This is a genomic window from Streptomyces sp. NPDC001750, assembly GCF_042892615.1.
Taxonomy (GTDB): Bacteria; Actinomycetota; Actinomycetes; order Streptomycetales; family Streptomycetaceae; genus Streptomyces.
In genome coordinates, this window is the sequence record NZ_JBIAUE010000006.1 from 220,793 (window position 1) to 242,964 (window position 22,172).

At 72.9% G+C, this 22,172-nt stretch carries 20 protein-coding genes and 2 pseudogenes; 15 read left to right on the forward strand and 7 right to left on the reverse strand.

The features are described from left to right. Positions 1-57: 57 nt before the first annotated feature. A complete protein-coding gene (locus ACFYY6_RS12930; protein ID WP_388650100.1) occupies positions 58-918 on the reverse strand; it encodes a 3-hydroxybutyryl-CoA dehydrogenase in 861 nt (286 codons plus the stop codon). Positions 919-1,165: 247 nt separating this feature from the next. Between ACFYY6_RS12930 and ACFYY6_RS12935 the strand changes: the two genes are divergently transcribed. Next, positions 1,166-2,479, forward strand: a complete 1,314-nt coding sequence (locus ACFYY6_RS12935) for a family 10 glycosylhydrolase (RefSeq protein ID WP_351522159.1) — start codon at positions 1,166-1,168, stop codon at positions 2,477-2,479. A 99-nt stretch (positions 2,480-2,578) separates the two neighbouring features. Here ACFYY6_RS12935 and ACFYY6_RS12940 read toward each other — a convergent pair whose 3' ends face one another. Both ACFYY6_RS12940 and ACFYY6_RS12945 read right to left on the reverse strand, forming a co-directional pair. After that, positions 2,579-2,791, reverse strand: coding sequence for a DUF1918 domain-containing protein (locus tag ACFYY6_RS12940; RefSeq protein WP_351522145.1), 213 nt, complete (start codon positions 2,789-2,791; stop codon positions 2,579-2,581). Between the two features lie 273 nt (positions 2,792-3,064). Further along, positions 3,065-3,250, reverse strand: a pseudogene (locus tag ACFYY6_RS12945) (EamA family transporter); the annotation flags it as partial. Between ACFYY6_RS12945 and ACFYY6_RS12950 the strand changes: the two are divergent. Both ACFYY6_RS12950 and ACFYY6_RS12955 read left to right on the forward strand, forming a co-directional pair. Continuing rightward, a pseudogene (locus ACFYY6_RS12950) lies at positions 3,251-3,622 on the forward strand (hypothetical protein); the annotation flags it as partial. A gap of 145 nt (positions 3,623-3,767) precedes the next feature. Beyond that, entirely contained in the window at positions 3,768-4,343 is a 576-nt protein-coding gene (locus ACFYY6_RS12955) for a histidine phosphatase family protein (RefSeq protein ID WP_389193036.1), read from the forward strand. Between the two features lie 135 nt (positions 4,344-4,478). On the opposite strand, the gene ACFYY6_RS12960 is transcribed toward ACFYY6_RS12955, so the two are convergent. Next, positions 4,479-5,264 (reverse strand): Clp protease N-terminal domain-containing protein, encoded by a 786-nt coding sequence (locus ACFYY6_RS12960; RefSeq protein ID WP_351522141.1) that lies wholly within the window; start codon positions 5,262-5,264, stop codon positions 4,479-4,481. 187 nt (positions 5,265-5,451) lie between these two features. Then, a complete protein-coding gene (locus ACFYY6_RS12965; RefSeq protein WP_351522139.1) occupies positions 5,452-5,949 on the reverse strand; it encodes a peptidylprolyl isomerase in 498 nt (165 codons plus the stop codon). Positions 5,950-6,339: 390 nt separating this feature from the next. Between ACFYY6_RS12965 and ACFYY6_RS12970 the strand changes: the two genes are divergently transcribed. From ACFYY6_RS12970 to ACFYY6_RS13010, 9 genes are all read left to right on the forward strand, one after another. Next, positions 6,340-7,701, forward strand: coding sequence for a bifunctional o-acetylhomoserine/o-acetylserine sulfhydrylase (locus tag ACFYY6_RS12970; RefSeq protein ID WP_389193039.1), 1,362 nt, complete (start codon positions 6,340-6,342; stop codon positions 7,699-7,701). A 41-nt stretch (positions 7,702-7,742) separates the two neighbouring features. Beyond that, positions 7,743-8,897 carry a homoserine O-acetyltransferase gene (locus ACFYY6_RS12975; protein ID WP_351629195.1) on the forward strand — a complete coding sequence of 385 codons (1,155 nt, stop codon included), beginning with the start codon at positions 7,743-7,745 and terminating at the stop codon, positions 8,895-8,897. Positions 8,898-9,501: 604 nt separating this feature from the next. Continuing rightward, positions 9,502-10,170: a HEAT repeat domain-containing protein gene (locus ACFYY6_RS12980; RefSeq protein ID WP_351629127.1), complete on the forward strand. Its 669-nt coding sequence runs from the start codon at positions 9,502-9,504 to the stop codon at positions 10,168-10,170. A gap of 5 nt (positions 10,171-10,175) precedes the next feature. Then, positions 10,176-11,189, forward strand: coding sequence for a MerR family transcriptional regulator (locus ACFYY6_RS12985; protein WP_351629198.1), 1,014 nt, complete (start codon positions 10,176-10,178; stop codon positions 11,187-11,189). Between the two features lie 468 nt (positions 11,190-11,657). After that, positions 11,658-12,686: an N-acetyl-gamma-glutamyl-phosphate reductase gene (argC, locus tag ACFYY6_RS12990; RefSeq protein WP_389193042.1), complete on the forward strand. Its 1,029-nt coding sequence runs from the start codon at positions 11,658-11,660 to the stop codon at positions 12,684-12,686. Next, positions 12,683-13,837, forward strand: coding sequence for a bifunctional glutamate N-acetyltransferase/amino-acid acetyltransferase ArgJ (argJ, locus tag ACFYY6_RS12995; protein ID WP_351522131.1), 1,155 nt, complete (start codon positions 12,683-12,685; stop codon positions 13,835-13,837). The genes argC and argJ overlap by 4 nt, the downstream gene beginning before the upstream one ends. Next, a complete protein-coding gene (gene argB / locus ACFYY6_RS13000) occupies positions 13,834-14,748 on the forward strand; it encodes an acetylglutamate kinase (protein ID WP_389193045.1) in 915 nt (304 codons plus the stop codon). The genes argJ and argB overlap by 4 nt, the downstream gene beginning before the upstream one ends. Next, positions 14,745-15,941 carry an acetylornithine transaminase gene (locus ACFYY6_RS13005; RefSeq protein ID WP_351629132.1) on the forward strand — a complete coding sequence of 399 codons (1,197 nt, stop codon included), beginning with the start codon at positions 14,745-14,747 and terminating at the stop codon, positions 15,939-15,941. The genes argB and ACFYY6_RS13005 overlap by 4 nt, the downstream gene beginning before the upstream one ends. Before the next feature lie 10 nt (positions 15,942-15,951). Further along, on the forward strand, positions 15,952-16,488 hold the full coding sequence (locus tag ACFYY6_RS13010) for an arginine repressor (protein WP_073787752.1): 537 nt from the start codon (positions 15,952-15,954) through the stop codon (positions 16,486-16,488). A 141-nt stretch (positions 16,489-16,629) separates the two neighbouring features. Here ACFYY6_RS13010 and ACFYY6_RS13015 read toward each other — a convergent pair whose 3' ends face one another. Together ACFYY6_RS13015 and ACFYY6_RS13020 are read right to left on the reverse strand one after the other, a co-directional pair. Next, the gene (locus ACFYY6_RS13015) at positions 16,630-17,331 is read right to left on the reverse strand and encodes a L,D-transpeptidase (RefSeq protein ID WP_389193048.1); all 702 of its coding nucleotides are present in this window, start codon (positions 17,329-17,331) and stop codon (positions 16,630-16,632) included. Positions 17,332-17,424: 93 nt separating this feature from the next. Further along, the gene (locus tag ACFYY6_RS13020; protein ID WP_351522123.1) at positions 17,425-18,024 is read right to left on the reverse strand and encodes a pyridoxamine 5'-phosphate oxidase family protein; all 600 of its coding nucleotides are present in this window, start codon (positions 18,022-18,024) and stop codon (positions 17,425-17,427) included. Between the two features lie 250 nt (positions 18,025-18,274). Between ACFYY6_RS13020 and ACFYY6_RS13025 the strand changes: the two genes are divergently transcribed. The 3 genes from ACFYY6_RS13025 to ACFYY6_RS13035 all read left to right on the forward strand — a co-directional run bounded on the left by ACFYY6_RS13025 (position 18,275) and on the right by ACFYY6_RS13035 (position 22,077). Next, a complete protein-coding gene (locus ACFYY6_RS13025) occupies positions 18,275-19,468 on the forward strand; it encodes an argininosuccinate synthase (RefSeq protein WP_389193051.1) in 1,194 nt (397 codons plus the stop codon). An 88-nt stretch (positions 19,469-19,556) separates the two neighbouring features. Beyond that, complete coding sequence (argH, locus tag ACFYY6_RS13030) at positions 19,557-20,993, forward strand: argininosuccinate lyase (RefSeq protein WP_389193054.1); 1,437 nt, start codon at positions 19,557-19,559, stop codon at positions 20,991-20,993. Positions 20,994-21,105: 112 nt separating this feature from the next. Then, positions 21,106-22,077 carry an aldo/keto reductase gene (locus tag ACFYY6_RS13035; protein WP_389193057.1) on the forward strand — a complete coding sequence of 324 codons (972 nt, stop codon included), beginning with the start codon at positions 21,106-21,108 and terminating at the stop codon, positions 22,075-22,077. The last annotated feature ends 95 nt before the right edge of the window (positions 22,078-22,172 follow it).

The window sequence follows — 22,172 nt, forward strand, 5'->3', positions numbered from 1 at the left end:
CGCGAACGGGGCCGGACCGGGCGCACCGGTCCGGCCCCGAACAGGCGCGGTCGCGGATCAGGAGTACACGTAGAAGCCCGAACCGGTCTTGCGGCCGAGCCGCCCCGCGTCCACCATGCGCTGGAGCAGCGGGGGAGCGGCGTACAACGGCTCCTTGAACTCCGCGTACATCGAATCGGCGACCGATGCCACGGTGTCCAGCCCGATCAGGTCGGAGAGCTTGAGCGGCCCCATGGGGTGGGCGCAGCCGAGCTCCATGCCGTTGTCGATGTCCTCGCGGCTGGCGATCCCCGACTCGAACATCCGGATCGCGGAGAGCAGGTACGGGATCAGCAGCGCGTTGACGACGAAGCCGGACCGGTCCTGGGCGCGGATCGGGTGCTTGCCGAGGACGTCCTGCACCAGGGCCTCCGCGCGCTTCACCGTCTCGTCGGACGTCGTCAGCGCGGGGATCAGCTCGACGAGCTTCTGCACCGGTGCCGGGTTGAAGAAGTGGATGCCGATGACCTGGTCGGGGCGGGAGGTCGCCACGGCCAGCTTCACCAGCGGGATGGAGGAGGTGTTCGAGGCCAGGATCGCGTCCGGCCGGGTCACCACCTGGTCGAGCACCTGGAAGATCTCGGTCTTGACCTGCTCGTTCTCCACGACGGCCTCGATGACGAGATCGCGGTCGGCGAATTCTCCGAGGTCGGTCGTGAAGGTCAGCCGGGCGAGTGTCTCGTCCCGTTCCTCCGCGGTGATCTTGCCGCGGTCGGCGGCCTTCGAGAGGGAGTTGTGGAGCCTGGTGCGGCCGATCTCCAGCGCCTCGCCGGTGGTCTCGGCCACCTTGACCTCAAGACCGCTGCGGGCGCACACCTCCGCGATGCCCGCGCCCATCTGGCCACAGCCCACCACTCCGACGCGTGAAATATCGGCCATAGAGTCCGTCACCTCGTGCCTTTCGCTGATCTCCGAGTCGCAGGTTCCCGTGTGAGTCCGGTGCCCGCCCCGACCCCCCGACGTTACTCCGCCGCCTACGGGTGATCGCGGGCCGGGGCGGGCATGCTCTGCCGTACGCCCGGACACGGAGGCGACGGACACCGGCGCGGACCGACGGCGACGCGGTGCCGGCGGCGGTGGTCACGACGAGGACGACGAGGGAGAGAGACGGCAGGTGCGAGACGAGATGCGGCAGATGGCCCGAAGAGGCTTTGTGACGGGAGCGGCCGGAGCGGTCGCCGGAGCGATGGGCGGGGCCGTCCTGGCGGGTGACGCCGTCGCGGCTCCCGTCCGGCAGGGTCCCGCCTCCCGGACGGTCGACGGCCCCGGGCGGGAGGGCGCGCCACCGCACGGGGGCGGCCACCGGACCGCGCGGCGCGAACTGCGCGGCGTGTGGGTCGCCACCGTCGCCAACCTCGACTGGCCGTCGAAGCCCGGTCTGACGGCCGCCGCGCAGCGCGCGGAGCTGATCGACCACCTGGACGAGGCCGTCGACCGGCGGCTGAACGCCGTGATGCTCCAGGTCCGGCCGACCGCCGATGCCCTGTGGCCCTCGCCGTACGAGCCGTGGGCCCAGTACCTCACCGGCGTCCAGGGCAAGGACCCCGGCTGGGATCCGCTGGGCACCGCCGTGCGCGAGGCGCACGACCGGGGGCTCGAACTGCACGCCTGGTTCAACCCGTACCGGGTCGCCAACCACACCGACCCGTCCCGGCTGACCGCGGCCCACCCCGCCAGGCGGCACCCGGACTGGGTCCTGCCGTACGGCGGGAAGCTCTACTACAACCCGGGCCTCCCCGAGGTCCGCCGCTTCGTCCAGGACGCGATGCTGGACGCGGTCCGCCGCTACGACATCGACGCCGTGCACTGGGACGACTACTTCTACCCGTACCCGGTGGCCGGACAGGAGTTCGCCGACGACGCCGCGTACGCGCAGTACGGTGCGGGGTTCCCCGACCGGGCCGCCTGGCGGCGCGACAACACCGACCGGCTGGTGCGCGAGACCGGCGAGCGGATCAAGAAGATCAAGAAGAACGTCCGGTTCGGCATCAGCCCGTTCGCGGTCTGGCGCAATGCCGCGACCGATCCGCGCGGCTCCGCCACGAAGGCGGGCGTGCAGACCTACGACGACCTGTACGCCGACACCCGCGGCTGGATCAAGAAGGGCTGGATCGACTACATCTGCCCGCAGGTCTACTGGAACCTCGGATTCGCCGCCGCCGACTACGCCGAACTGGTGCCCTGGTGGAACGAGGTCGTGCGGGGCACGGGCGTCGATCTGTACATCGGCGAGGCGCTGTACAAGGCCGGTGACCCCGCCCAGCCGGCCGCCTGGCAGGATCCGGCCGAACTCTCCCGCCACCTCGACTTCGCCGCCGCCTGCGACCAGGTGCGCGGCCATGTCTACTTCTCGGGCAAGGACGTGGTCGAGGACAGGATCGGCGCGATGACCCGCGTGGTGGACGACCACTACCCGGGCCGGGTGCGCCCGCCCCGCTGAGGGAGCGGCGGAGCGGACGCGGGGGACGGGGCGGGCGGCCGGGAGGAATCCGGTCGTCCGCCCGTGGCCCGGGAGCGACGAGCGCCGCCGCGGAGGCCGCTACGGGCTCTCCGGTGTCCGCTTCCTGTCGGCGGTGTGCTGTACGACGCTGTCGGGACCGGGCGAAATCAGGTGCTCGTGTCCGTCCTCGGAACGGACGCGGAACGGGGGAGTGCCCCCGGCACCGAGCACTTCGAGGATCTCTGCGACCTTGTCGTGCTGCCCCACGGTCCTGCCGTGCGTCAGCAGCCGGTCGCCCGCGCGTGCCTCCATCGGGAGTGACCTCCTCACGGGTGGCGGTCCTTGTCGACAAGTCTATGACCGAAAAGCGACTTCGCCCGGTGGGGAAGCGGGGAGCGCGGGCCGTACGCCGGGGCCGGGGCCGCACGGGTGCGCCTTGCCGAGGGCGCCGGGTGCGCGGCCTCGCCGCGGGTGGCGAGCGGGCGGCGCGGGGAGTCCGTCACGGGGAAGGGGCCGGGGGCGGGTGCTCGTCACGGGCGCCGGAGCCCGGCTCCGGGCACGGGGCCCGCTCGTCACGCGCCCTTGTCACGGCCCCTCGTCACGGGGCCGGCCGCGCCCCGCACGCTGGGTGACCACGATGCAGACGAGGACCGCGACCGCCGCCACCGGCGCAGCCGCCGCCACGTCCTCGCCGAGCAGGAAGAACGACCACCCCAGGGTCAGCAACGGCTGCGCGAGCTGGAGCTGGCTGGCCCGGGGCACGCCGATCTCCGGCGCAACACCATGACGGCTGCCCTGCGGCTCGACCTGCCGGCCCTCGCGCTCCCGCACGTCCCCTCGGGCGGCGGCAGTCTGTGGCTGCGCCTGCCCGGGACGGAGGCGGGCACCGACGAGTCCGCGGTGGTCTCGGCGGCGCTGCGCGCGGGCGTGGCCGTCGCGCCCGGCCGCCCGTACTTCTGCGCCGAACCCCCTTCCCCGCACATCCGGTTGAGCTTCGCCGCGGTCGCCGGAGCGGCCGAGATCGCCGAGGGCGTCCGCCGTCTGCGCACGGCCTGCGAAGAGACCCTGGGGACGTTGCCGGCCGGATCCGGGGACGGATGTCCGGCGGAGGAGCCGACGGAACCGGGCGGGAGGACGCGGTAGGGGCCGCGAGGCCGTCCGCAGGGCGCGGGGCATGCCGGGCCGTCGAGGGAGCGGCGCACCGCACGGGCACCACGTTCCCGAACCTTCGTAAAGGCTTGCGGTTACCCCCTTGACCCGGGTGGCGTTCGGCTCCACGATCGCCGCCATGACTGTGCGAGTCTCGCTCGTCGCCGCGGCCCGCAGTTCCGCGCCGCTCGCCGAGCGCTTCGACGAGGACCGGCCGCTCGACCCCACCGGGTGGCACGAAGTGCGGCTCGCCGCGCACGCCCTGGCACCGCTGGGGGCCGCCGAACTGCGCTACTGCTCGCCCACCGCGCGCAGCCGCGCCACCGGTCGGGCGCTCGGCTACGCACCGCTCGTCCAGCCCGCGCTGCGCGACTGCGACATGGGGCGCTGGCGCGGCTGCACCCTGGCCGACGTCGCCACCTGCGAGCCCGCCGCCGTCGACGCCTGGCTCGCCGACCCGAGCTCCGCCCCGCACGGCGGCGAACCGCTGCTCGCCTTCATCTCCCGGATCGGGAGCTGGCTGGACACCCGGCCCGTGTGCGAGGGCGCCATCGTGGCCGTCGCGGAACCCGCCGTCGTCCGGGCCGCGCTCGTCCACGCCCTCATGGCCCCGCCGTCGACGTACTGGAACGTCGACGTGCGCCCGCTGTCGACGGTCACGCTCTCCGGTGGGCCGGGGCGCTGGAGCCTGCGGCTCGAAGCGGGAGCCCACTGACCGGCCGTCATCGCCGCCCGCGCCCGCTCCCCGCGCGCGGCGTCGTGCGCGTCGCGTTGGGCGGGCCTCGTGCGGAGTGCGGCGTCCCGGCCGCACGCGTACGGCCGGGACGCCGCACCTTGCGGGACCGTTCGGTCAGCCCTCCTTGTTGTCCTCGTCCTTGCTGTCGTCGCCCTCGTCCGCGCCCTTGTTCGGGGAGTCGGCGAGGAACGTGAGGGCCTCGGCGATGGCCGTCTCGGCGGTCGACTTGTCGATACCGAGACCCGACAGCACGCCCGCGCCGTCCTCCTGCTCCAGCAGGGCGAGCAGGATGTGCTCGGTGCCGACGTAGTTGTGCCCCATGCGCAGCGCCTCGCGGAACGTGAGTTCCAGCGCCTTGCGGGCCCCGGCGTCGTACGGGATCAGGTCCGGCACCTCGTCCGCGGCGGCGGGCAGGGCCTCGGTCGCGGCGCGGCGGATCGCGTCCGGAGTGATGCCCTGGGCCTTGACGAAGGCGATGCCCAGCCCCTCCGGTTCGCTGAGCAGCCCCAGCACCAGGTGTGCGGTGCGCACCTGGTCGTTGCCCGCCGCCCGGGCCTCGTTCTGCGCGGCCATGACGACGTTCTTGGCCCGCGGGGTGAAGCGGCCGAATCCCTGGCTCGGGTCGAGGTCCGACGGTTCGCCGGGGTCCTTGGCGACGAACCGCTTCTGGGCCGCCTGCCTGGTCACGCCCATGCTCTTGCCGATCTCGGTCCAGGAGGCGCCCGAGCGCCGGGCCTGGTCCACGAAGTGGCCGATCAGGTGGTCGGCCACGTCGCCGAGGTGGTCCGCGGCGATGACGGCGTCGGAGAGCTGGTCGAGGGCGTCGGTGTGGGTCTTCTTGATGGCCTCGATCAGGTCGTCGAGGCGCACGGGATGGGTCATGCGTACGGGATTCACCATGCGTCAACCGTAGGTTGACAGTCGGGGTGGCGTCAACTTCGAGTTGACAGTGGGGGTGCCGGAACGACGGAGCGCGCCGCCCGACGGGGGTCCGTCGGACGGCGCGCTCGTTCAGAGGTCGCGCATGCGCTCGGTCATGCGGTCGTGCGAAGGGTGCGTACGCCGCGCGCGAGGGCGCGGGCGCGGGTCAGAGGACGCCGCTGTCCGCGATGGTGATCTTCGCCTGGGGGCGGCCGCTCTGCGTGCCGAGGGCCTCGATCTTCTTCACGAGGTCCATGCTCTCCTCGTTGTCGACCTCGCCGAACACCACGTGCTTGCCGTCCAGCCACGACGTCACGATGGTCGTGATGAAGAACTGGGAGCCGTTGGAGTCGGGGCCGCTGTTGGCCATGGACAGCAGGCCGGGCTTGGAGTGCGCCAGCTTGAAGTTCTCGTCGGGGAACTTCGCCCCGTAGATGCTCTTGCCGCCCGTGCCGTTGCCCGCGGTGAAGTCGCCGCCCTGGAGCATGAATTCGGGGATGATCCGGTGGAAGGACGACCCCTTGTAACCGAAGCCCTTCTCGCCGGTCGCCAGTGCGCGGAAGTTCTCCGCGGTCCTGGGAACGACGTCGTCGAACAGTTTGAACGTGATCCGCCCGGCGGGCTCGTCGTTGATGGTGATGTCGAAGTAGACCTTGCTCGTCATGGAACCATCCTGACATCGACGCGTCCGGGGCCGCCCGGCGGGAGCGGTTCCACGCCCTCGGGGCGCCCCCGTCGTCCGCGGCGCGGAAGCGGACCGCCCCGGTTGTCCGCACTGCGGAAGGCGGTGGTGCGCGCTGTCCGACTGTGGTTACCTGGGCGCATGATCGTGCTCGTGACCCGCCGCCACGTGGACTACGCGCGTGTCACGACCATGAGTTGTCCCACCGCCCGCTGACGCGGCCCCGTGGTGGCCCACCCCGCGCCGTAGCCGCGCACACCCCCGCGTACGCCCTCCGACACGGAGCCCCGTACGCCTGCTTCCTGCACCCCGCCGCTCACACCGGCACCACCCCGCCCGCCGCCGGGCATCGCACGTGTACCGAGGAGAAGCATGAGCCAGCCGATCGACGCCGTCACCGCCGGTCACACCCCCGAGGACGAGCCGACCGGACCCGCCACCCCCGCCTGGTCGTTCGAGACCAGGCAGCTGCATGCCGGCGCCGTCCCCGACCCGACCACCGGCGCCCGGGCGGTCCCGATCTACCAGACCAGCTCGTTCGTCTTCCGCGACACCCAGCACGCGGCCGACCTCTTCTCGCTCGCCGAGCCCGGGAACATCTACACCCGCATCCACAACCCCACCACGGACGTCTTCGAGCAGCGGATCGCCGCACTCGAAGGCGGCGTCGCCGCCGTGGCCCTCTCCTCCGGGCAGGCCGCGGAGACCCTCGCCGTCCTCAACGTGGCCGGGGCCGGCGACCACATCGTCTCCAGCGCCGCGCTCTACGGCGGCACGTACAACCTCTTCCGGCACACCCTGCGGAAGTTCGGCATCGAGGTGTCCTTCGTCGAGGACCCGGACGACCTCGACGCCTGGCGGGCCGCCATCCGGCCCGGCACCAAGGCCCTGTTCGCGGAGACCCTCGGCAACCCGCGCGGCAACGTCCTCGACATCCGCGCCCTCGCCGACGTCGCGCACGGGGCCGGGCTCCCGCTGATCGTCGACAACACCGTGCCCACCCCCTTCCTCCTGCGCCCCATCGAGCACGGCGCCGACGTCGTCGTCCACTCGGCGACCAAGTTCCTCGGCGGTCACGGCACCACCATCGGCGGCGTCGTCGTCGACGCCGGGACCTTCGACTTCGGCGCGCACCCCGAGCGCTTCCCCGACTTCAGCGAGCCCGACCCCAGCTACCACGGGCTGCGCTACTGGCCCGCCCTCGGCCCCGGCGCGTACGCCATCAAGCTGCGGGTCCAGCTGCTGCGCGACCTCGGACCGGCCATCGCGCCGCACTCCGCCTTCCTGCTCCTGCAGGGCGTGGAGACGCTGAGCCTGCGCATGGAGCGCCACTCGTCCAACGCCCAGGCGCTGGCGGAGTGGCTGGAGCAGCGCGACGAGGTCGCGGCCGTCCACTACGCCGGACTGCCGTCCAACCGCTGGTACGAGGCCGGGCGCCGCTACCTCCCGCGCGGCGCCGGTGCCGTGCTCTCCTTCGAGCTGCGCGGCGGCGTCGAGGCGGGCATGCGCTTCGTGGACGCCGTCGAACTCTTCAGCCACCTCGCCAACATCGGTGACGTGCGCAGCCTCATCATCCACCCCGCGTCCACCACCCACAGCCAGCTCGACGACGCGCAGCTCGCCGCCACCGGCACCTCGCCGGGCCTGGTGCGCCTGTCGGTCGGCATCGAGAACCTGGACGACCTCAAGGCGGACCTGGAGGCCGGCTTCCGCGCCGCGAAGGAGGCGTCCTGAACACCGCCGACCACCCCGCCGACGGGACCGCCCCGGGGGCGATCCCCCCTCCTGCCACCGGCGCGTGGCAGGAGGGGGACCCCCCGGGGCGCCGCGCCTGGTACCACCGTCCGGAGCCCCTGCCGCTGGAGGGCGGCGGCCGGCTCCCGGACGTACGGCTGGCGTACGAGACGTGGGGGCGGCTCGCGCCCGACCGCTCCAACGCGGTCCTCGTCCTGCATGCGCTCACCGGCGACAGCCATGTCGCCGGACCGGTCGGGCCCGGCCACCCCAGCCCCGGCTGGTGGGACGCGCTGATCGGGCCGGGCCGGGCGCTCGACACGGACCATTGGTTCGTGGTGGCGCCGAACGTCCTGGGCGGCTGCCAGGGGAGTACGGGCCCGGCCTCGCCGCGCCCCGACGGCCGTCGCTGGGGCGGGTCGTTCCCCCGGCTCACCCAGCGCGACCAGGTGCTCGCCGAGGCCGGGCTCGCCGACGCGCTGGGCATCGACCGCTGGGCCCTCGTGCTCGGCGGCTCCATGGGCGGGATGCGGGCGGTGGAGTGGGCCGTGTCCCACCCGGAGCGCGTCGCGTCGCTGCTGCTGCTCGCCACGACGGCGGTGGCGAGCGCGGACCAGATCGCCTGGGCCACCGCCCAGCTCCACGCGATCCGCGCCGACCCCAACTGGCGGGGCGGCGACTACCACGACGCGGGACCGGGGCAGGGGCCGCACGCGGGCCTCGGCGTCGCCCGCCGCATCGCCCACATCACCTACCGCGGGGCCGAGGAACTCGACGCCCGCTTCGCCAACCGCGCCCAGGACGGGGAGGACCCCTCGCTGGGCGGCCGCTACCAGGTCGAGTCCTACCTCGACCATCACGCCGCCAAGCTCGTCCGGCGCTTCGACGCCGCCAGCTACGCCGTGCTCGCCGAGGCGATGAACGCCCACGACGTGGGCAGGGGCCGCGGCGGCACGCGCGCCGCCCTCGCCCGGGTGACGGCGCGGACCTTGGTCGCGGGGGTCGACTCCGACCGCCTCTACCCGCTGTCGCAGCAGGAGGAGCTGGCCGCCGGGATCCCCTCGGCCGACCGGGCCCGGGTGGTCGCCTCGCCGTACGGCCACGACGGATTCCTCATCGAGACGCCGCAGATAGCCGCGCTGGTACGGGAACTCCTGGACGACGTACGGGACACGGCCGCCGTTCAGGCCGGGTGAGCGCCGCCGTCGGGGGACCACCGTTCTGGTGGCTCCCGGCGGCAGCCCGGCCCGTCGGCGATCCGGGCCGTCGGCCAACCCGGCCGGTCGGCAACCCGGTCGGTCAGTGGACCGGGCCGTCGGCCTGCGCCCCGGCAATCCCGGTTCGTCGGCGACCCCGGTTCGTGAGCGACTGCTCCCCGCCGCCGTTCCGGACGTCCCGGCCGTGCTGCTGCGGCCGGACGGCCATGAGGTGTGGGCCGGCGAGGACCAGCGGGACTTTCTCGACCGTCTGCCTGGTGGTTCGGCGCCGCCGACGGCTGAGCGCGCGGCCTCCACGGCCCGCCCGGCGGGCGCCCGACCGCGGCCGGATGCCGCATCCGGCCTCGTATCCGGGACTCGGCGCTCGGGCGGGCCCCTCGGCGCCGCGGCCGGTCCGTCAGGGCATCGGGGCCGGCCTGTCCGCTGGTCCCGACGAGCCGCGAAGCCGCCCGGCGGCCGACGGCGCCCACCGGAGCCGGCCGCCGCGGTCGGCACGAGCGCCCCCGCCCCCGCTCACACCGGCCCCCGCTTTGACCTTGACACGGTGACAGGGTCTTCACTGCTTGCCGAGGAGGTGGTCTCGATGACGATCACGAGACGGGACACGGACGCGATACGAGCGCTTCGGGAGTTGGAGGACGGCCGTTCGTCCGTGCGACTGAGGGCTGCTCTGGCGGTCGGCACCACGCCCGACCCGCGCTTCGTCGACAAGCTTGTCGAGCGATGCGCGATCGAGCCGGAGTTCTTCGTCCGCGACATGCTGACCTGGGCGCTCACCCGCCACCCGGTGTCCGTGACGCTTCCCGAGCTGCTCCGCGAAGTCCGCTCGGAGCGCGCGCAGGCGCGGAGCCAGGCGCTGCACACGCTGTCCAAGATCGGGGACCGGCGGGCGTGGCCGGCGATCACCCGCACGCTCCTGGCCGACGCCGAGGACGAGGTGGCGCGGAGCGCCTGGCGGGCCGCGGTCGTGCTCGTGCCGGAGGGCGAGGAGTCCGCGTTGGCCGCGGTGCTGGCGACGCAGCTCGGGCGCGGCGGGCGGGAGACGCAGCTGAGTCTCAGCCGGGCACTGGTCGCGCTGGGCGAAGCGATCGTGCCGGCTCTGCGTGCCGCGACGACGGCCCCCGACCCGCGCATCCGCGCGCACGCGCTCGCCACACGCCGGCTGCTGCGCGATCCGGACGCCGGGTTCGAGTTCGCGATCGAGGAGGCGAAGCGCATCGTGGTACTCGGCGGATCCGACCGGGAGGGATGACGGACGTGTTGATCGGCGAGGTGGCGCGGCGGTCCGGGGTGAGCGCCCGCATGCTCCGGCATTACGAGTCGCTCGGTCTGGTGCGTCCTTCGGGCCGCAGCGGCTCCGGCTATCGGGAGTACTCGGGGGAGGACATCCGGCGGATCTTCCACATCGAGAGCCTGCGGTCGCTGGGGCTGTCGCTGCGTGAGATCGGACGCGCGCTCGACGACCCCGGCTTTACGCCCTCGGCGCTCGTCGACGACCTCGTCCGTCAAACGCGCGAGCGTGTCGCGGCGGAGACCGAGCTGCTCACGCGGCTGGTCCGGATCGGCGCCGCGGACCCCGCCGACTGGACGGACGTCCTCAAGGTCGTCGCGCTCCTCCGGGCACTGGGGTCCAAGAGCGCCGACGCGCGTCAGCGCGCGGCCCTCTCCTCGGTCGACGAGGTTCCGGTGCCGGTGGAGGCCCTCGTCGAGGCGGTGCTGAGCGAGACGGAGCCGAACGTCGCCGGGGCCCTTCGATGGGCGCTGGCGCGATCGGGCGGCCGCGGCCCCGCACTGCTGGCGGAGGGCCTCGGCTCACCGGTGGCCGTGGTGCGGGAACGGGCCGTTCAGGCCCTCGCCGAGATGCCCGGTGGTGAGGCCGCCGCGCTGCTGCGGGATGCCCTCACGGACCCCGACGTCGTGGTCCGCGGGTACGCGGCCCTGGCGCTCGGCGCACGTGGCGCGGCCGAGACGGTCCCGACGCTCATCGACATGATCGTGGCGGGAAGGAACGACACCGATGCGGCCGATGCGCTGAGCGTGCTGGCGAGCGACACCGCGACGGCTGACCGGATCGCGAGCGGGCTCGTCGACCGCCTGGCCCACGACGCCACCGAGGCGCCCGCACGCGGACGGCTGACGCAGGCGCTCGGGGGCATCCCCGGGACGCGGGCGTCACGCGCCCTCGTGGAGCTCTCGCACGATGTGGAGCCCGCCGTCGCGCTGACCGCGGCGTACCTTCTTCGGCGTGGCCGGGCAGCCGGAGACCAGTAACGGTCTTAGGCTGCCCGGCCGCAGCCGGCCGGAGGGTCCTGAGGGGTGGTCGGCGGACGACACCACGCCCGGCGCCCAGGGGAAACACATTGCCGCAGGTGAGAGCTTCGGCTGTCGATCGAGCATCGGGAGCCGCCACGGGGCGTGCTCGCCCGCCGTCAACGACTCCCGGTGACGTCCCTGCGACTTCTCGGAGCGGGTGACATCGCGGTGGCGGGCTGAGCCGAGCCCCTGACGGAGCCCGTTCGCGCTGACTCGGCCATTCTCGGGGTGGTGCCGACCAGGATCGGGTCTCACCCGTCCCGAAAAGTCGCGCCCGCGGCTCAGCCGCAACGCTCGGAGGGGCCGACTCGCGCGCCGAAGGGCCAGCTCCGCTGCTCGGTCCTGTTCGGGCACGCGACGCGCGGTGGTCATTGCATAAAAGTGCAAGGGTGCGTATAGTCATGCCATCGACGAGGAGGGTTTTCGATGGTGGTACGTGCAGCGGTGGCAGGGGCGAGCGGATACGCCGGCGGAGAGCTGCTCCGCCTCCTGCTGGCCCACCCCGAGGTCGAGATCGGGGCCCTCACCGCCCATTCCAACGCGGGGCAGCGGCTCGGCGCGCTGCAGCCGCATCTGCGGCCGCTCGCCGACCGGGTGCTGGAGCCGACCGCGCCCGAGGCGCTCGCCGGGCACGACGTCGTCTTCCTCGCCCTGCCGCACGGCCAGTCGGCTGCGGTCGCCGAACAGCTCGGTGGCGAGGTGCTCGTCGTCGACATGGGTGCCGATTTCCGCCTCGCGGACGCCGTGGCCTGGGAGAAGTTCTACGGCTCGCCGCACGCCGGTACGTGGCCGTACGGTCTGCCCGAACTGCCGGGCGGGCGCGCGGAGTTGGCCGGGTCCAAGCGGGTCGCGGTGCCCGGCTGCTATCCGACGGCCGTCTCGCTGGCGCTCTTCCCGGCGTACGCGGCCCAGCTGGCCGAGCCCGAGGCCGTGGTCGTCGCCGCGTCCGGCACCTCCGGGGCGGGCAAGGCGGCCAAGCCGCACCTGCTCGGTTCCGAGGTGATGGGCAACATGTCCCCGTACGGCGTCGGCGGGGTCCACCGGCACACCCCCGAAATGGTCCAGAACCTCAGCGCGGCGGCCGGTGAGCCGGTCACCGTCTCGTTCACACCGACGCTGGCGCCGATGCCCCGAGGCATCCTCGCCACATGCAGCGCCAAGGCGAGGCCGGGAGTGGGCGCCGAGGCCGTGCGCGATGCGTACGAGAAGGCGTTCGCCGACGAGCCGTTCGTCGAGCTGCTCCCCGAGGGGCAGTGGCCCGCCACCGCGTCCGTGTACGGCTCGAACGCCGTGCAGATCCAGGTCGCGTACGACGAGGCGGCGCACCGGATCGTCGTCGTCTCGGCCATCGACAACCTCGCCAAGGGCACTGCGGGCGGCGCCCTCCAGAGCATGAACATCGCCCTCGGACTTCCCGAGGACACAGGTCTCTCCACGATCGGAGTCGCACCGTGAGCGTCACGGCAGCACAGGGATTCTCGGCGGCGGGCATCGCCGCCGGGATCAAGGAAAGCGGAAACCCCGACCTGGCCCTCGTGGTCAACCACGGGCCGCGTCGCGCCGCCGCGGGCGTCTTCACCTCCAACCGCGTCAAGGCCGCCCCCGTCCTCTGGTCGCAGCAGGTGCTCAAGGGCGGCGAGGTCGGCGCCGTCGTCCTCAACTCCGGTGGCGCCAACGCCTGCACGGGCCCCAAGGGTTTCCAGGACACGCACGCCACCGCCGAGAAGGCCGCCGAGGTCCTGCCCGGCCACAGCGCGGGCGAGATCGCGGTCGCCTCGACCGGGCTGATCGGCACCCTGCTCCCGATGGACAAGCTGCTGCCCGGCATCGAGAAGGCCGCCGCAGCCCTCAGCGAGCACGGCGGCGAGAAGGCCGCCATCGCGATCAAGACCACCGACACCGTCCACAAGACCGCCGTCGCGGGCGGCGAGGGCTGGACCGTCGGCGGCATGGCCAAGGGCGCGGGCATGCTCGCCCCCGGCCTCGCCACCATGCTGGTCGTCCTCACCACCGACGCCGACGTGGACGCCGCTGGGCTCGACTCCGCGCTGCGCGCCGCCACCCGCACCACCTTCGACCGGGTCGACTCCGACGGCTGCATGTCCACCAACGACACCGTGCTGCTGCTGGCCTCCGGCGCCAGCGGGATCACTCCGGACCAGGACGAGTTCGCCCAGGCCGTGCGCGCCGTCTGCGCCGACCTCGCCCGGCAGCTCATCGGCGACGCCGAGGGCGCCTCCAAGGACATCCGGATCGAGGTGATCAACGCCGCGACCGAGGACGACGCCGTCGAGGTGGGCCGCTCCATCGCCCGCAACAACCTCCTCAAGTGCGCCATCCACGGCGAGGACCCCAACTGGGGCCGGGTCCTCTCCGCGATCGGCACCACGAAGGCCGCCTTCGAGCCCGACCAGCTGAACGTCGCCATCAACGGTGTCTGGGTCTGCCGGAACGGCAGCTTCGGCGAGGACCGCGACCTGGTCGACATGCGCTACCGCGAGGTCGCCGTCACCGCCGACCTGGCCGCCGGCACCGAGTCCGCCGTCATCTGGGCCAACGACCTCACCGCGGACTACGTCCACGAGAACAGCGCGTACAGCTCATGACCACGGCGCGGAAGCACACCGCACTCCCGAAGGCGCAGATCCTCATCGAGGCACTGCCCTGGCTGACCCGCCACCACGGCAGGACCGTCGTCATCAAGTTCGGCGGCAACGCCATGGTCGACGACGAGCTGAAGGCGGCCTTCGCCCAGGACGTCGTGTTCCTGCGCCAGGCCGGCCTCAAGCCCGTCGTGGTGCACGGCGGCGGCCCCCAGATCAGCGCCCAGCTCGACAAGCAGGGCCTGGTCAGCGAGTTCAAGGCCGGTCTGCGCGTCACCACGCCCGAGGCGATGGACGTCGTACGGATGGTGCTGGCCGGACAGGTCCAGCGCGAGCTCGTCGGCCTGCTCAACCGGCACGGCCCGCTCGCCGTCGGCCTGACCGGCGAGGACGCCCACACCATCACCGCCACACGGCACCGCCCGGTCATCGACGGGGAATCCGTCGACATCGGCCGGGTCGGCGAGATCACCGCCATCGACACCGGCGCGATCCAGGCGCTGCTGGACGACGGCCGCATCCCCGTCGTCTCCTCCATCGCCCGTTCCGCCGACGACCACCACGTCTACAACGTCAACGCCGACACCGCGGCCGCCGCGCTCGCCGCCGCGCTGGGGGCCGAGACGCTGATGGTCCTCACCGACGTCGAGGGCCTGTACGAGGACTGGCCGAACAGTGACGACGTGATCAGCCGCCTCACCGCCACCGAGCTGGAGAAGCTGCTGCCCGAGCTGTCCAGCGGCATGGTGCCCAAGATGCAGGGCTGCCTGCACGCCGTACGGGGCGGCGTCGAGACCGCCCGGGTCATCGACGGCCGGGTCCAGCACTCGATCCTGCTGGAGATCTTCACCGACGAGGGAATCGGCACGATGGTCGTGCCCGACGAGACACCCGACACCCAGGGGGAGTCATGAGCAACCAGGAGTACGCGCAGCGCTGGCAGCACGCGCTCATGGACAACTACGGCACCCCCCGGCTCTCCCTCGTCCGGGGCGAGGGGGCCAGGGTGTGGGACGCCGACGGCACCGAGTACCTCGACTTCGTCGGCGGCATCGCGGTCAACGCGCTGGGCCACGCCCATCCCGCCGTCGTCGAGGCCGTCTCCGCCCAGGTCGCCTCCCTCGGCCACGTCTCCAACCTCTACATCGCGCCGCAGCCCGTCGCCCTCGCCGAACGGCTGCTCCAGCTCTTCGGCCGCGACGGACGGGTCTGCTTCGCGAACTCCGGCGCCGAGGCCAACGAGGCCGCCTTCAAGATCGGCCGGCTGACCGGCCGGACCCACATGGTCGCCACCGAAGGCGGATTCCACGGCCGGACCACGGGGGCGCTCGCGCTCACCGGCCAGCCGGGGAAGCGCGAGCCGTTCCAGCCGCTGCCCGGCGACGTCACCCACGTCCCGTACGGGGACGCCGAGGCCCTGCGCGCCGCCGTCACCACCGACACCGCGCTGGTCGTCATCGAACCGATCCAGGGCGAGAACGGTGTGGTCGTGCCGCCCCAGGGCTATCTGGAGGCCGCCCGGGAGATCACCCGGGCCACGGGCACCCTGCTCGTCCTCGACGAGGTGCAGACCGGCATCGGCCGCTGCGGCCACTGGTTCGAGCACCAGGCCCACCAGGGCGTGGAGCCCGATGTCGTCACCCTCGCCAAGGGACTCGGCGGAGGACTGCCGCTCGGCGCCGCCGTCGCGTTCGGCCCGGCGGCGCAGCTGTTGAAGCCGGGCCACCACGGCACGACGTTCGGCGGCAACCCGATCGCCTGTGCCGCCGGCCTGGCCGTCCTGGACACCCTGGCGACCGACGGAGCCCTGGACCGGGTGAAGCGGCTCGGCGAGAGGATCCGGGACGGAGTGGAAGGTCTCGGGCACCCTCTGGTCTCCCACGTCCGCGGCTCCGGCCTGCTGCTGGGTATCGTGCTCACCGAGCCCCGCGCGCCTCAGGTGCAACAGGCGGCTCAGGGAGCCGGAATCCTGGTGAACGCCCCCGCACCCGACGTCCTGCGGCTGATGCCGCCGCTGATCATCGGTGACGCCGAGGTGGACGCGTTCCTCCGGGTACTTCCCGGCGCCCTCGACGCGGTACACGGGGACGGACGATCCGGAGAATGAGGCGACGACGATGACCGAGGCGCAGGAGACCGAGCAGAGCGGGCCCTCCGTGCCGCAGACCCGCACGGCGCGCCACCGCCGGATCGTGGACATCCTGAACCGGCAGCCGGTGCGCTCGCAGAGCCAGCTGGCCAGGCTGCTCGCCGACGACGGGCTGAGCGTCACCCAGGCAACGCTCTCCCGCGACCTCGACGAACTGGGTGCGGTGAAGATCCGCAACACCGGGGGCGAGCTGATCTACGCGGTGCCGAGCGAGGGCGGTTTCCGCACCCCGCAGGCGCCGCTGGGCGGATCCGCGAAGGAGGAGCGGATGCGTCGGCTCTCCGCCGAACTGCTCATCTCGGCGGAGGCGTCGGCCAACCTCGTCGTGCTGCGCACGCCCCCCGGCGCCGCGCAGTTCCTCGCCTCGGCCATCGACCAGGCCGAACTGCACGACATCCTCGGCACCATCGCGGGCGACGACACACTGCTGCTGATCAGCCGGGACCCGGCGGGCGGCCAGGCCCTCGCCGACCATCTGCTGCGCCTGGCCCAGAACGAGCGCTGACCGACGTGGCGTCCGGTGCCGCCGGGCCGGTCCCGGGCGTCACCGGGACCGGCTCCGCGCACGCTTCGTACGTGCCGCCGGCCGTCCGCGGACCGGCCGCCCGTCGTCCCGGACGCGTCGGCCACCGGTTCGTGGACACTCTCAGTAGCGGATGATCGAGGTCGGGCCCGAACGGGTCCCGATCGCGATGTGCGGACGACGGGCCGGTTCCACCCAGCCGAGGATCCGGTCCATCGCGGCCGCCGGTACGGAGACGCACCCGGCGGTCGCGCCGCGTCCGTCGATGTGGAGGAAGATCCCGGCGCCGCGCCCGCGCACCGGGCGCGCGTAGTTGAAGCCGATGACGAGGGCGCGGGCGTACTGCGTCGGATGGTCGGCCAGCCGCTCCGCCTCGCCCGCCCGGCAGTCCGCGGGCCGGGGCTCCACCCAGCGGTTGTAGGCGCGCGCCGCGTTGTCCTGGCACCACCACGACCGGCCGGTGATCCGGCGGTACGGATGGGCGGTGCCGTGCGGCGCCGCCCCGGTCCCGAAGGCGTACGGCAGGCCGTACAGACCGGTGGGAGTGGTGGAGGTGCCCTGCCTGCGGGTCGCCCCCTCGGCCAGGCCCTTCGCGCCGAACCGGGCCGGGGCCGACCCGGCCCTCGCCCAGACGCCCCGGCGCAGGTCCCACCAGGTGACGGTGCCCGTGGTGGAGCCCCTGGCCGGGGCCTCGGCCGTGATCAACTGAAGTCCGCCGCCGGTGTCCGCCATCCGGGCGGGCAGGGGCGGCGCGGCGACGGGCCGGGCCGCGGCCGTGCCCGCCAGCGCGAGCAGGACCGTACCGATCAGCAGGGATCTGCGCATGCCCGGACGGTAGACCCCGCGGCGCCCCGCCGCACCCGGGACCCGCCCGGACGGCTCAGAGCCCGTTGGGCGGCCACGCCCACCGCCAGGCGTTCAGTCCCGTTCCGTGCACGGCATCGCCGGCAGCGGGAGCGGGAGGCCCGGCAGCCCGTCGATGCTCGTCGCGACGTGCTCCTTCTTCTCGAAGTACACGCTCAGCGACGCGTCGTCCTCGCGGGCGAAGCGCTGGGCGTGCAGGGGCCGGTCCGCGTCGTACGACATGAAGGGGACGGCGAACCCGCAGGTGTCCCGGATCAGTTCCGCCCGCACCACGATGACGGCGCGCAGCCCGTGCGGGCCGGGATCCACGTGGCGGAAGTGCCCGAGCAGCGACGGGAACCGCGGGTCGTCGCGGAAGACCGGCTCCCCGCGGCCGTGCACCCGCACGATGTTCGGCGGCCCCTGGAACGCGCACCACATCAGGGTGATGCGGCCGTTCTCCCGGAGGTGGGCGATGGTCTCGGCGTTGCTGCCCGCGAAGTCCAGGTAGGCCACGGTCCGTTCGTCGACGACCGCGAAGGAGCCGCTGACGCCCTTGGGGGAGAGGTTGACCGTGCCCTCGCCGTCCAGCGGCGCTGTCGCGGTGAAGAAGATGCGCTGTTCCTCGATGAAGGTCCTGAGCCGGCCGTCGATCCGTTCGTACGTCTTTCCCATGGCGGCCATTGTCGCCGCGGAGCCCCGGCCGGTGCAGGCCGTTCTGGTGGCCGGGCCGCTCACGGCGAGGGCGCGACCTGGTGCGCACGGAGGAGCGCGGGGCGGTGGTGAGCCGGTCGTCGAGGGGGTCCGCGCCGGCGGCGGGAAGGGGGTGAGGGCCGGCGGCGCGCCGCCCACCAGCGCCTTTGACAAACCATACGGAGGGCTGCATAGTTATACCCATCAGTGATTGCACCGTAAGGAGAAACCCGTGACCGAGCGCGTCGTACTCGCCTACTCGGGCGGCCTGGACACCTCCGTCGCCATCGGCTGGATCGCCGAGGAGACGGGCGCCGAGGTCATCGCCGTTGCCGTGGACGTCGGCCAGGGCGGCGAGGACCTGGACGTCATCCGCAAGCGCGCGCTCGCCTGCGGTGCCGTCGAGGCCGAGGTCGCGGACGCGAAGGACGAGTTCGCCGAGGGCTACTGCCTCCCGGCGATCAAGGCCAACGCCCTCTACATGGACCGCTACCCGCTGGTCTCGGCCCTGTCCCGGCCGGCCATCGTCAAGCACCTCGTCGCCGCCGCGAAGAAGCACGACGCCGGCATCGTCGCCCACGGCTGCACCGGCAAGGGCAACGACCAGGTCCGCTTCGAGGCCGGCATCGCCGCGCTCGGCCCCGACCTGAAGTGCATCGCCCCGGTCCGCGACTACGCGATGACCCGCGACAAGGCGATCGCCTTCTGCGAGGAGAAGAACCTCCCGATCGCGACCACCAAGAAGTCCCCGTACTCCATCGACCAGAACGTCTTCGGGCGCGCCGTCGAGACGGGCTTCCTGGAGGACATCTGGAACGCGCCGATCGAGGACATCTACGAGTACACCCAGAACCCGGCCGTCCCGCGCGAGGCCGACGAGGTCGTCATCTCCTTCAAGGAGGGCGTCCCGGTCGCCATCGACGGCAAGCCCGTCACCGTCCTCCAGGCCATCCAGCAGCTCAACGAGCGGGCCGGTGCCCAGGGAATCGGCCGGATCGACATGGTCGAGGACCGTCTCGTCGGCATCAAGTCCCGCGAGGTCTACGAAGCCCCGGGCGCGATCGCGCTGATCACCGCCCACCAGGAGCTGGAGAACGTCACCGTCGAGCGCGAGCTGGCCCGCTACAAGCGGCAGGTCGAGCAGCGCTGGGGCGAGCTGGTCTACGACGGCCTGTGGTTCTCGCCGCTCAAGCGCGCCCTGGACGGCTTCATCGAGGAGGCCAACCAGCACGTCACCGGCGACATCCGGATGACCATGCACGCCGGCCGCGCCGTCGTCACCGGCCGGAAGTCGGAGCAGTCGCTCTACGACTTCAACCTCGCCACCTACGACACCGGCGACACCTTCGACCAGTCCAAGGCGCAGGGCTTCATCGAGATCTTCGGCCTCTCGTCGAAGATCGCCGCCAAGCGTGACCTGTCCTGACCCCCAGCTGTTACGTCACCGCCTCCCCGGACCCTCCGTGCGGGGAGGCGGTCGCACATCCACCCCTTGTCCTTCCGAGGAGCACGCAGTGAGCAACGGCACCAGCAACGGCGACGTACGCCTCTGGGGCGCCCGCTTCGCCGACGGTCCCGCCGAGGCCCTGGCCAAGCTGTCCGCCTCCGTCCACTTCGACTGGCGGCTCGCGCCGTACGACATCGCGGGCTCCCGCGCCCACGCGCGCGTGCTGAACAAGGCGGGCCTGCTCACCGATGACGAGCTGGACCGCATGATCGCCGGTCTCGACCGGCTCGAATCCGATGTGGCGGACGGTTCGTTCACCGGCACCGTCGCCGACGAGGACGTCCACACGGCGCTGGAGCGCGGCCTGCTGGAACGCCTCGGCCCGGAACTCGGCGGCAAGCTGCGCGCCGGCCGTTCCCGGAACGACCAGATCGCCACGCTCTTCCGGATGTACCTGCGCGACCACGCCCGGATCATCGGCGGGCTGATCGCCGAGCTCCAGGGCGCGCTGGTCGGCCTCGCCGAGGCCCACCCGGACGTCGCGATGCCCGGCCGCACACACCTCCAGCACGCCCAGCCCGTCCTCTTCGCACACCATGTGCTGGCCCACGCGCAGGCCCTGTCGCGGGACGCCGAGCGGCTGCGGCAATGGGACGAGCGGACGGCGGTCTCCCCGTACGGATCCGGCGCACTGGCCGGTTCGTCCCTGGGCCTGGACCCGGAGGCGGTCGCCGCCGAGCTGGGCTTCGAGCACGGGTCCGTCGGCAACTCGATCGACGGCACGGCCTCCCGCGACTTCGTCGCCGAGTTCGCCTTCATCACCGCGATGATCGGCGTGAACCTCTCCCGGATCGCGGAGGAGGTCATCATCTGGAACACGAAGGAGTTCTCCTTCGTCACCCTGCACGACGCCTTCTCCACCGGCTCCTCGATCATGCCGCAGAAGAAGAACCCCGACATCGCCGAGCTGGCGCGCGGCAAGTCGGGCCGCCTCATCGGCAACCTGACGGGCCTGATGGCCACCCTGAAGGCGCTCCCGCTGGCGTACAACCGGGACCTCCAGGAGGACAAGGAGCCGGTCTTCGACTCCTGCGACCAGCTGGAGGTCCTGCTCCCGGCGTTCACCGGGATGATGGCCACCCTGACCGTCAACCGCGAGCGCATGGAGGAGCTGGCCCCGGCCGGGTTCTCGCTCGCCACCGACGTCGCCGAGTGGCTGGTCAAGCAGGGCGTGCCGTTCCGCGTCGCGCACGAGGTCGCGGGCGCCTGCGTGAAGGAGTGCGAGCAGCAGGGCATCGAGCTCGACCAGCTGACCGACGAGCAGTTCGCGAAGATCTCCGAGCATCTGACGCCCGAGGTCCGCACGGTCCTGAACGTGCCCGGCGCGCTCGCGTCCCGCAGCGGACGGGGCGGCACCGCCCCGTCGGCGGTGGCCGTCCAGCTCACCGAGGTGAAGGCCGACCTCGCGGTCCAGCAGGAGTGGGCCGCAGCGAAGAAGAACTGACGACGGTGCGGGAAGCCGGAGGGCGGGAGGGCGCGCACGCGCTCCCGCCCTCCGGTTCCGCCGGGCCGGGTTACGTTGACGGGGAGCGCACCCGAACGACGAGGAGCCCACGATGCCCTTCGCACGGCTGGCCACAGCGACGACGCCGACCGCCCACATCGGGCTCGGCCTCGCGGCGGTCGGCAGACCCGGCTACATCAACCTGCACCGCGACCGCGACCTGCCCGGCGACCGCGGCGTCGAGGCGCTGCGCGAACGCACCCACGAACTGTTGGACGCCGCCTACGCGCAGGGCGTCCGCTACGTCGACGCGGCCCGCTCCTACGGCCGTTCGGAGGAGTTCCTCGCCGACTGGCTGAAGGCGCACCCGGAGGCGGACGACGTCGTCGTCGGCAGCAAATGGGGCTACACCTACACCGCCGACTGGAAGGTCGAGGCCGAGGCGCACGAGGTGAAGGACCACGGCCTCGCCACGTTCCTGCGCCAGCGTGCCGAGACCGGCGCCCTGCTCGGCGACCGTCTCGACCTCTACCAGATCCACTCGGTCACCGTCGACAGCCCGGCCCTGACCGACCGGGAGCTGCACGCGCGGCTCGCCGGGCTCGCCGCCGAAGGGGTCACCGTCGGCCTCTCCACCAGCGGCCCCCGGCAGGCCGACGCCATCCGGGCCGCGCTCGCCGTCACGGTCGACGGCGAGCCGCTCTTCCGTACCGTCCAGGCCACCTTCAACGCGCTGGAGACGTCGGCCGGAGCGGCGCTCGCCGAGGCGCACGACGCCGGACTCACCGTCATCGTCAAGGAGGGCATGGCGAACGGGCGGCTCGCCGGGACGGAGGCCCCGGCGCCGATCCGGGAGATCGCGGCCGACGCCGGGGTGGGGGCGGACGCGGTCGCACTCGCGTTCGTCCTGTGCCAGCCGTGGGCCGGAGTGGTGCTCTCGGGCGCGGCGACCGTCGACCAGCTCGCCGGGAACCTGCACGCGGCCGTCGTCGACCTGGACGAGGAGCGGCGCTTCCGGCTCGGCGCGCTCGCGGAGGATCCGGAGGCGTACTGGCGGTGCCGGGCCGCGCTGCCGTGGGCCTGAGCGAGGGCGCGTGAGCGCCGGCGGACCGGGCGAGCGGTGCGCCCCGGCCGGTCCGGTGCGCCGGGCGGAGCGGGGCCGATGAGGCAACGGGACGG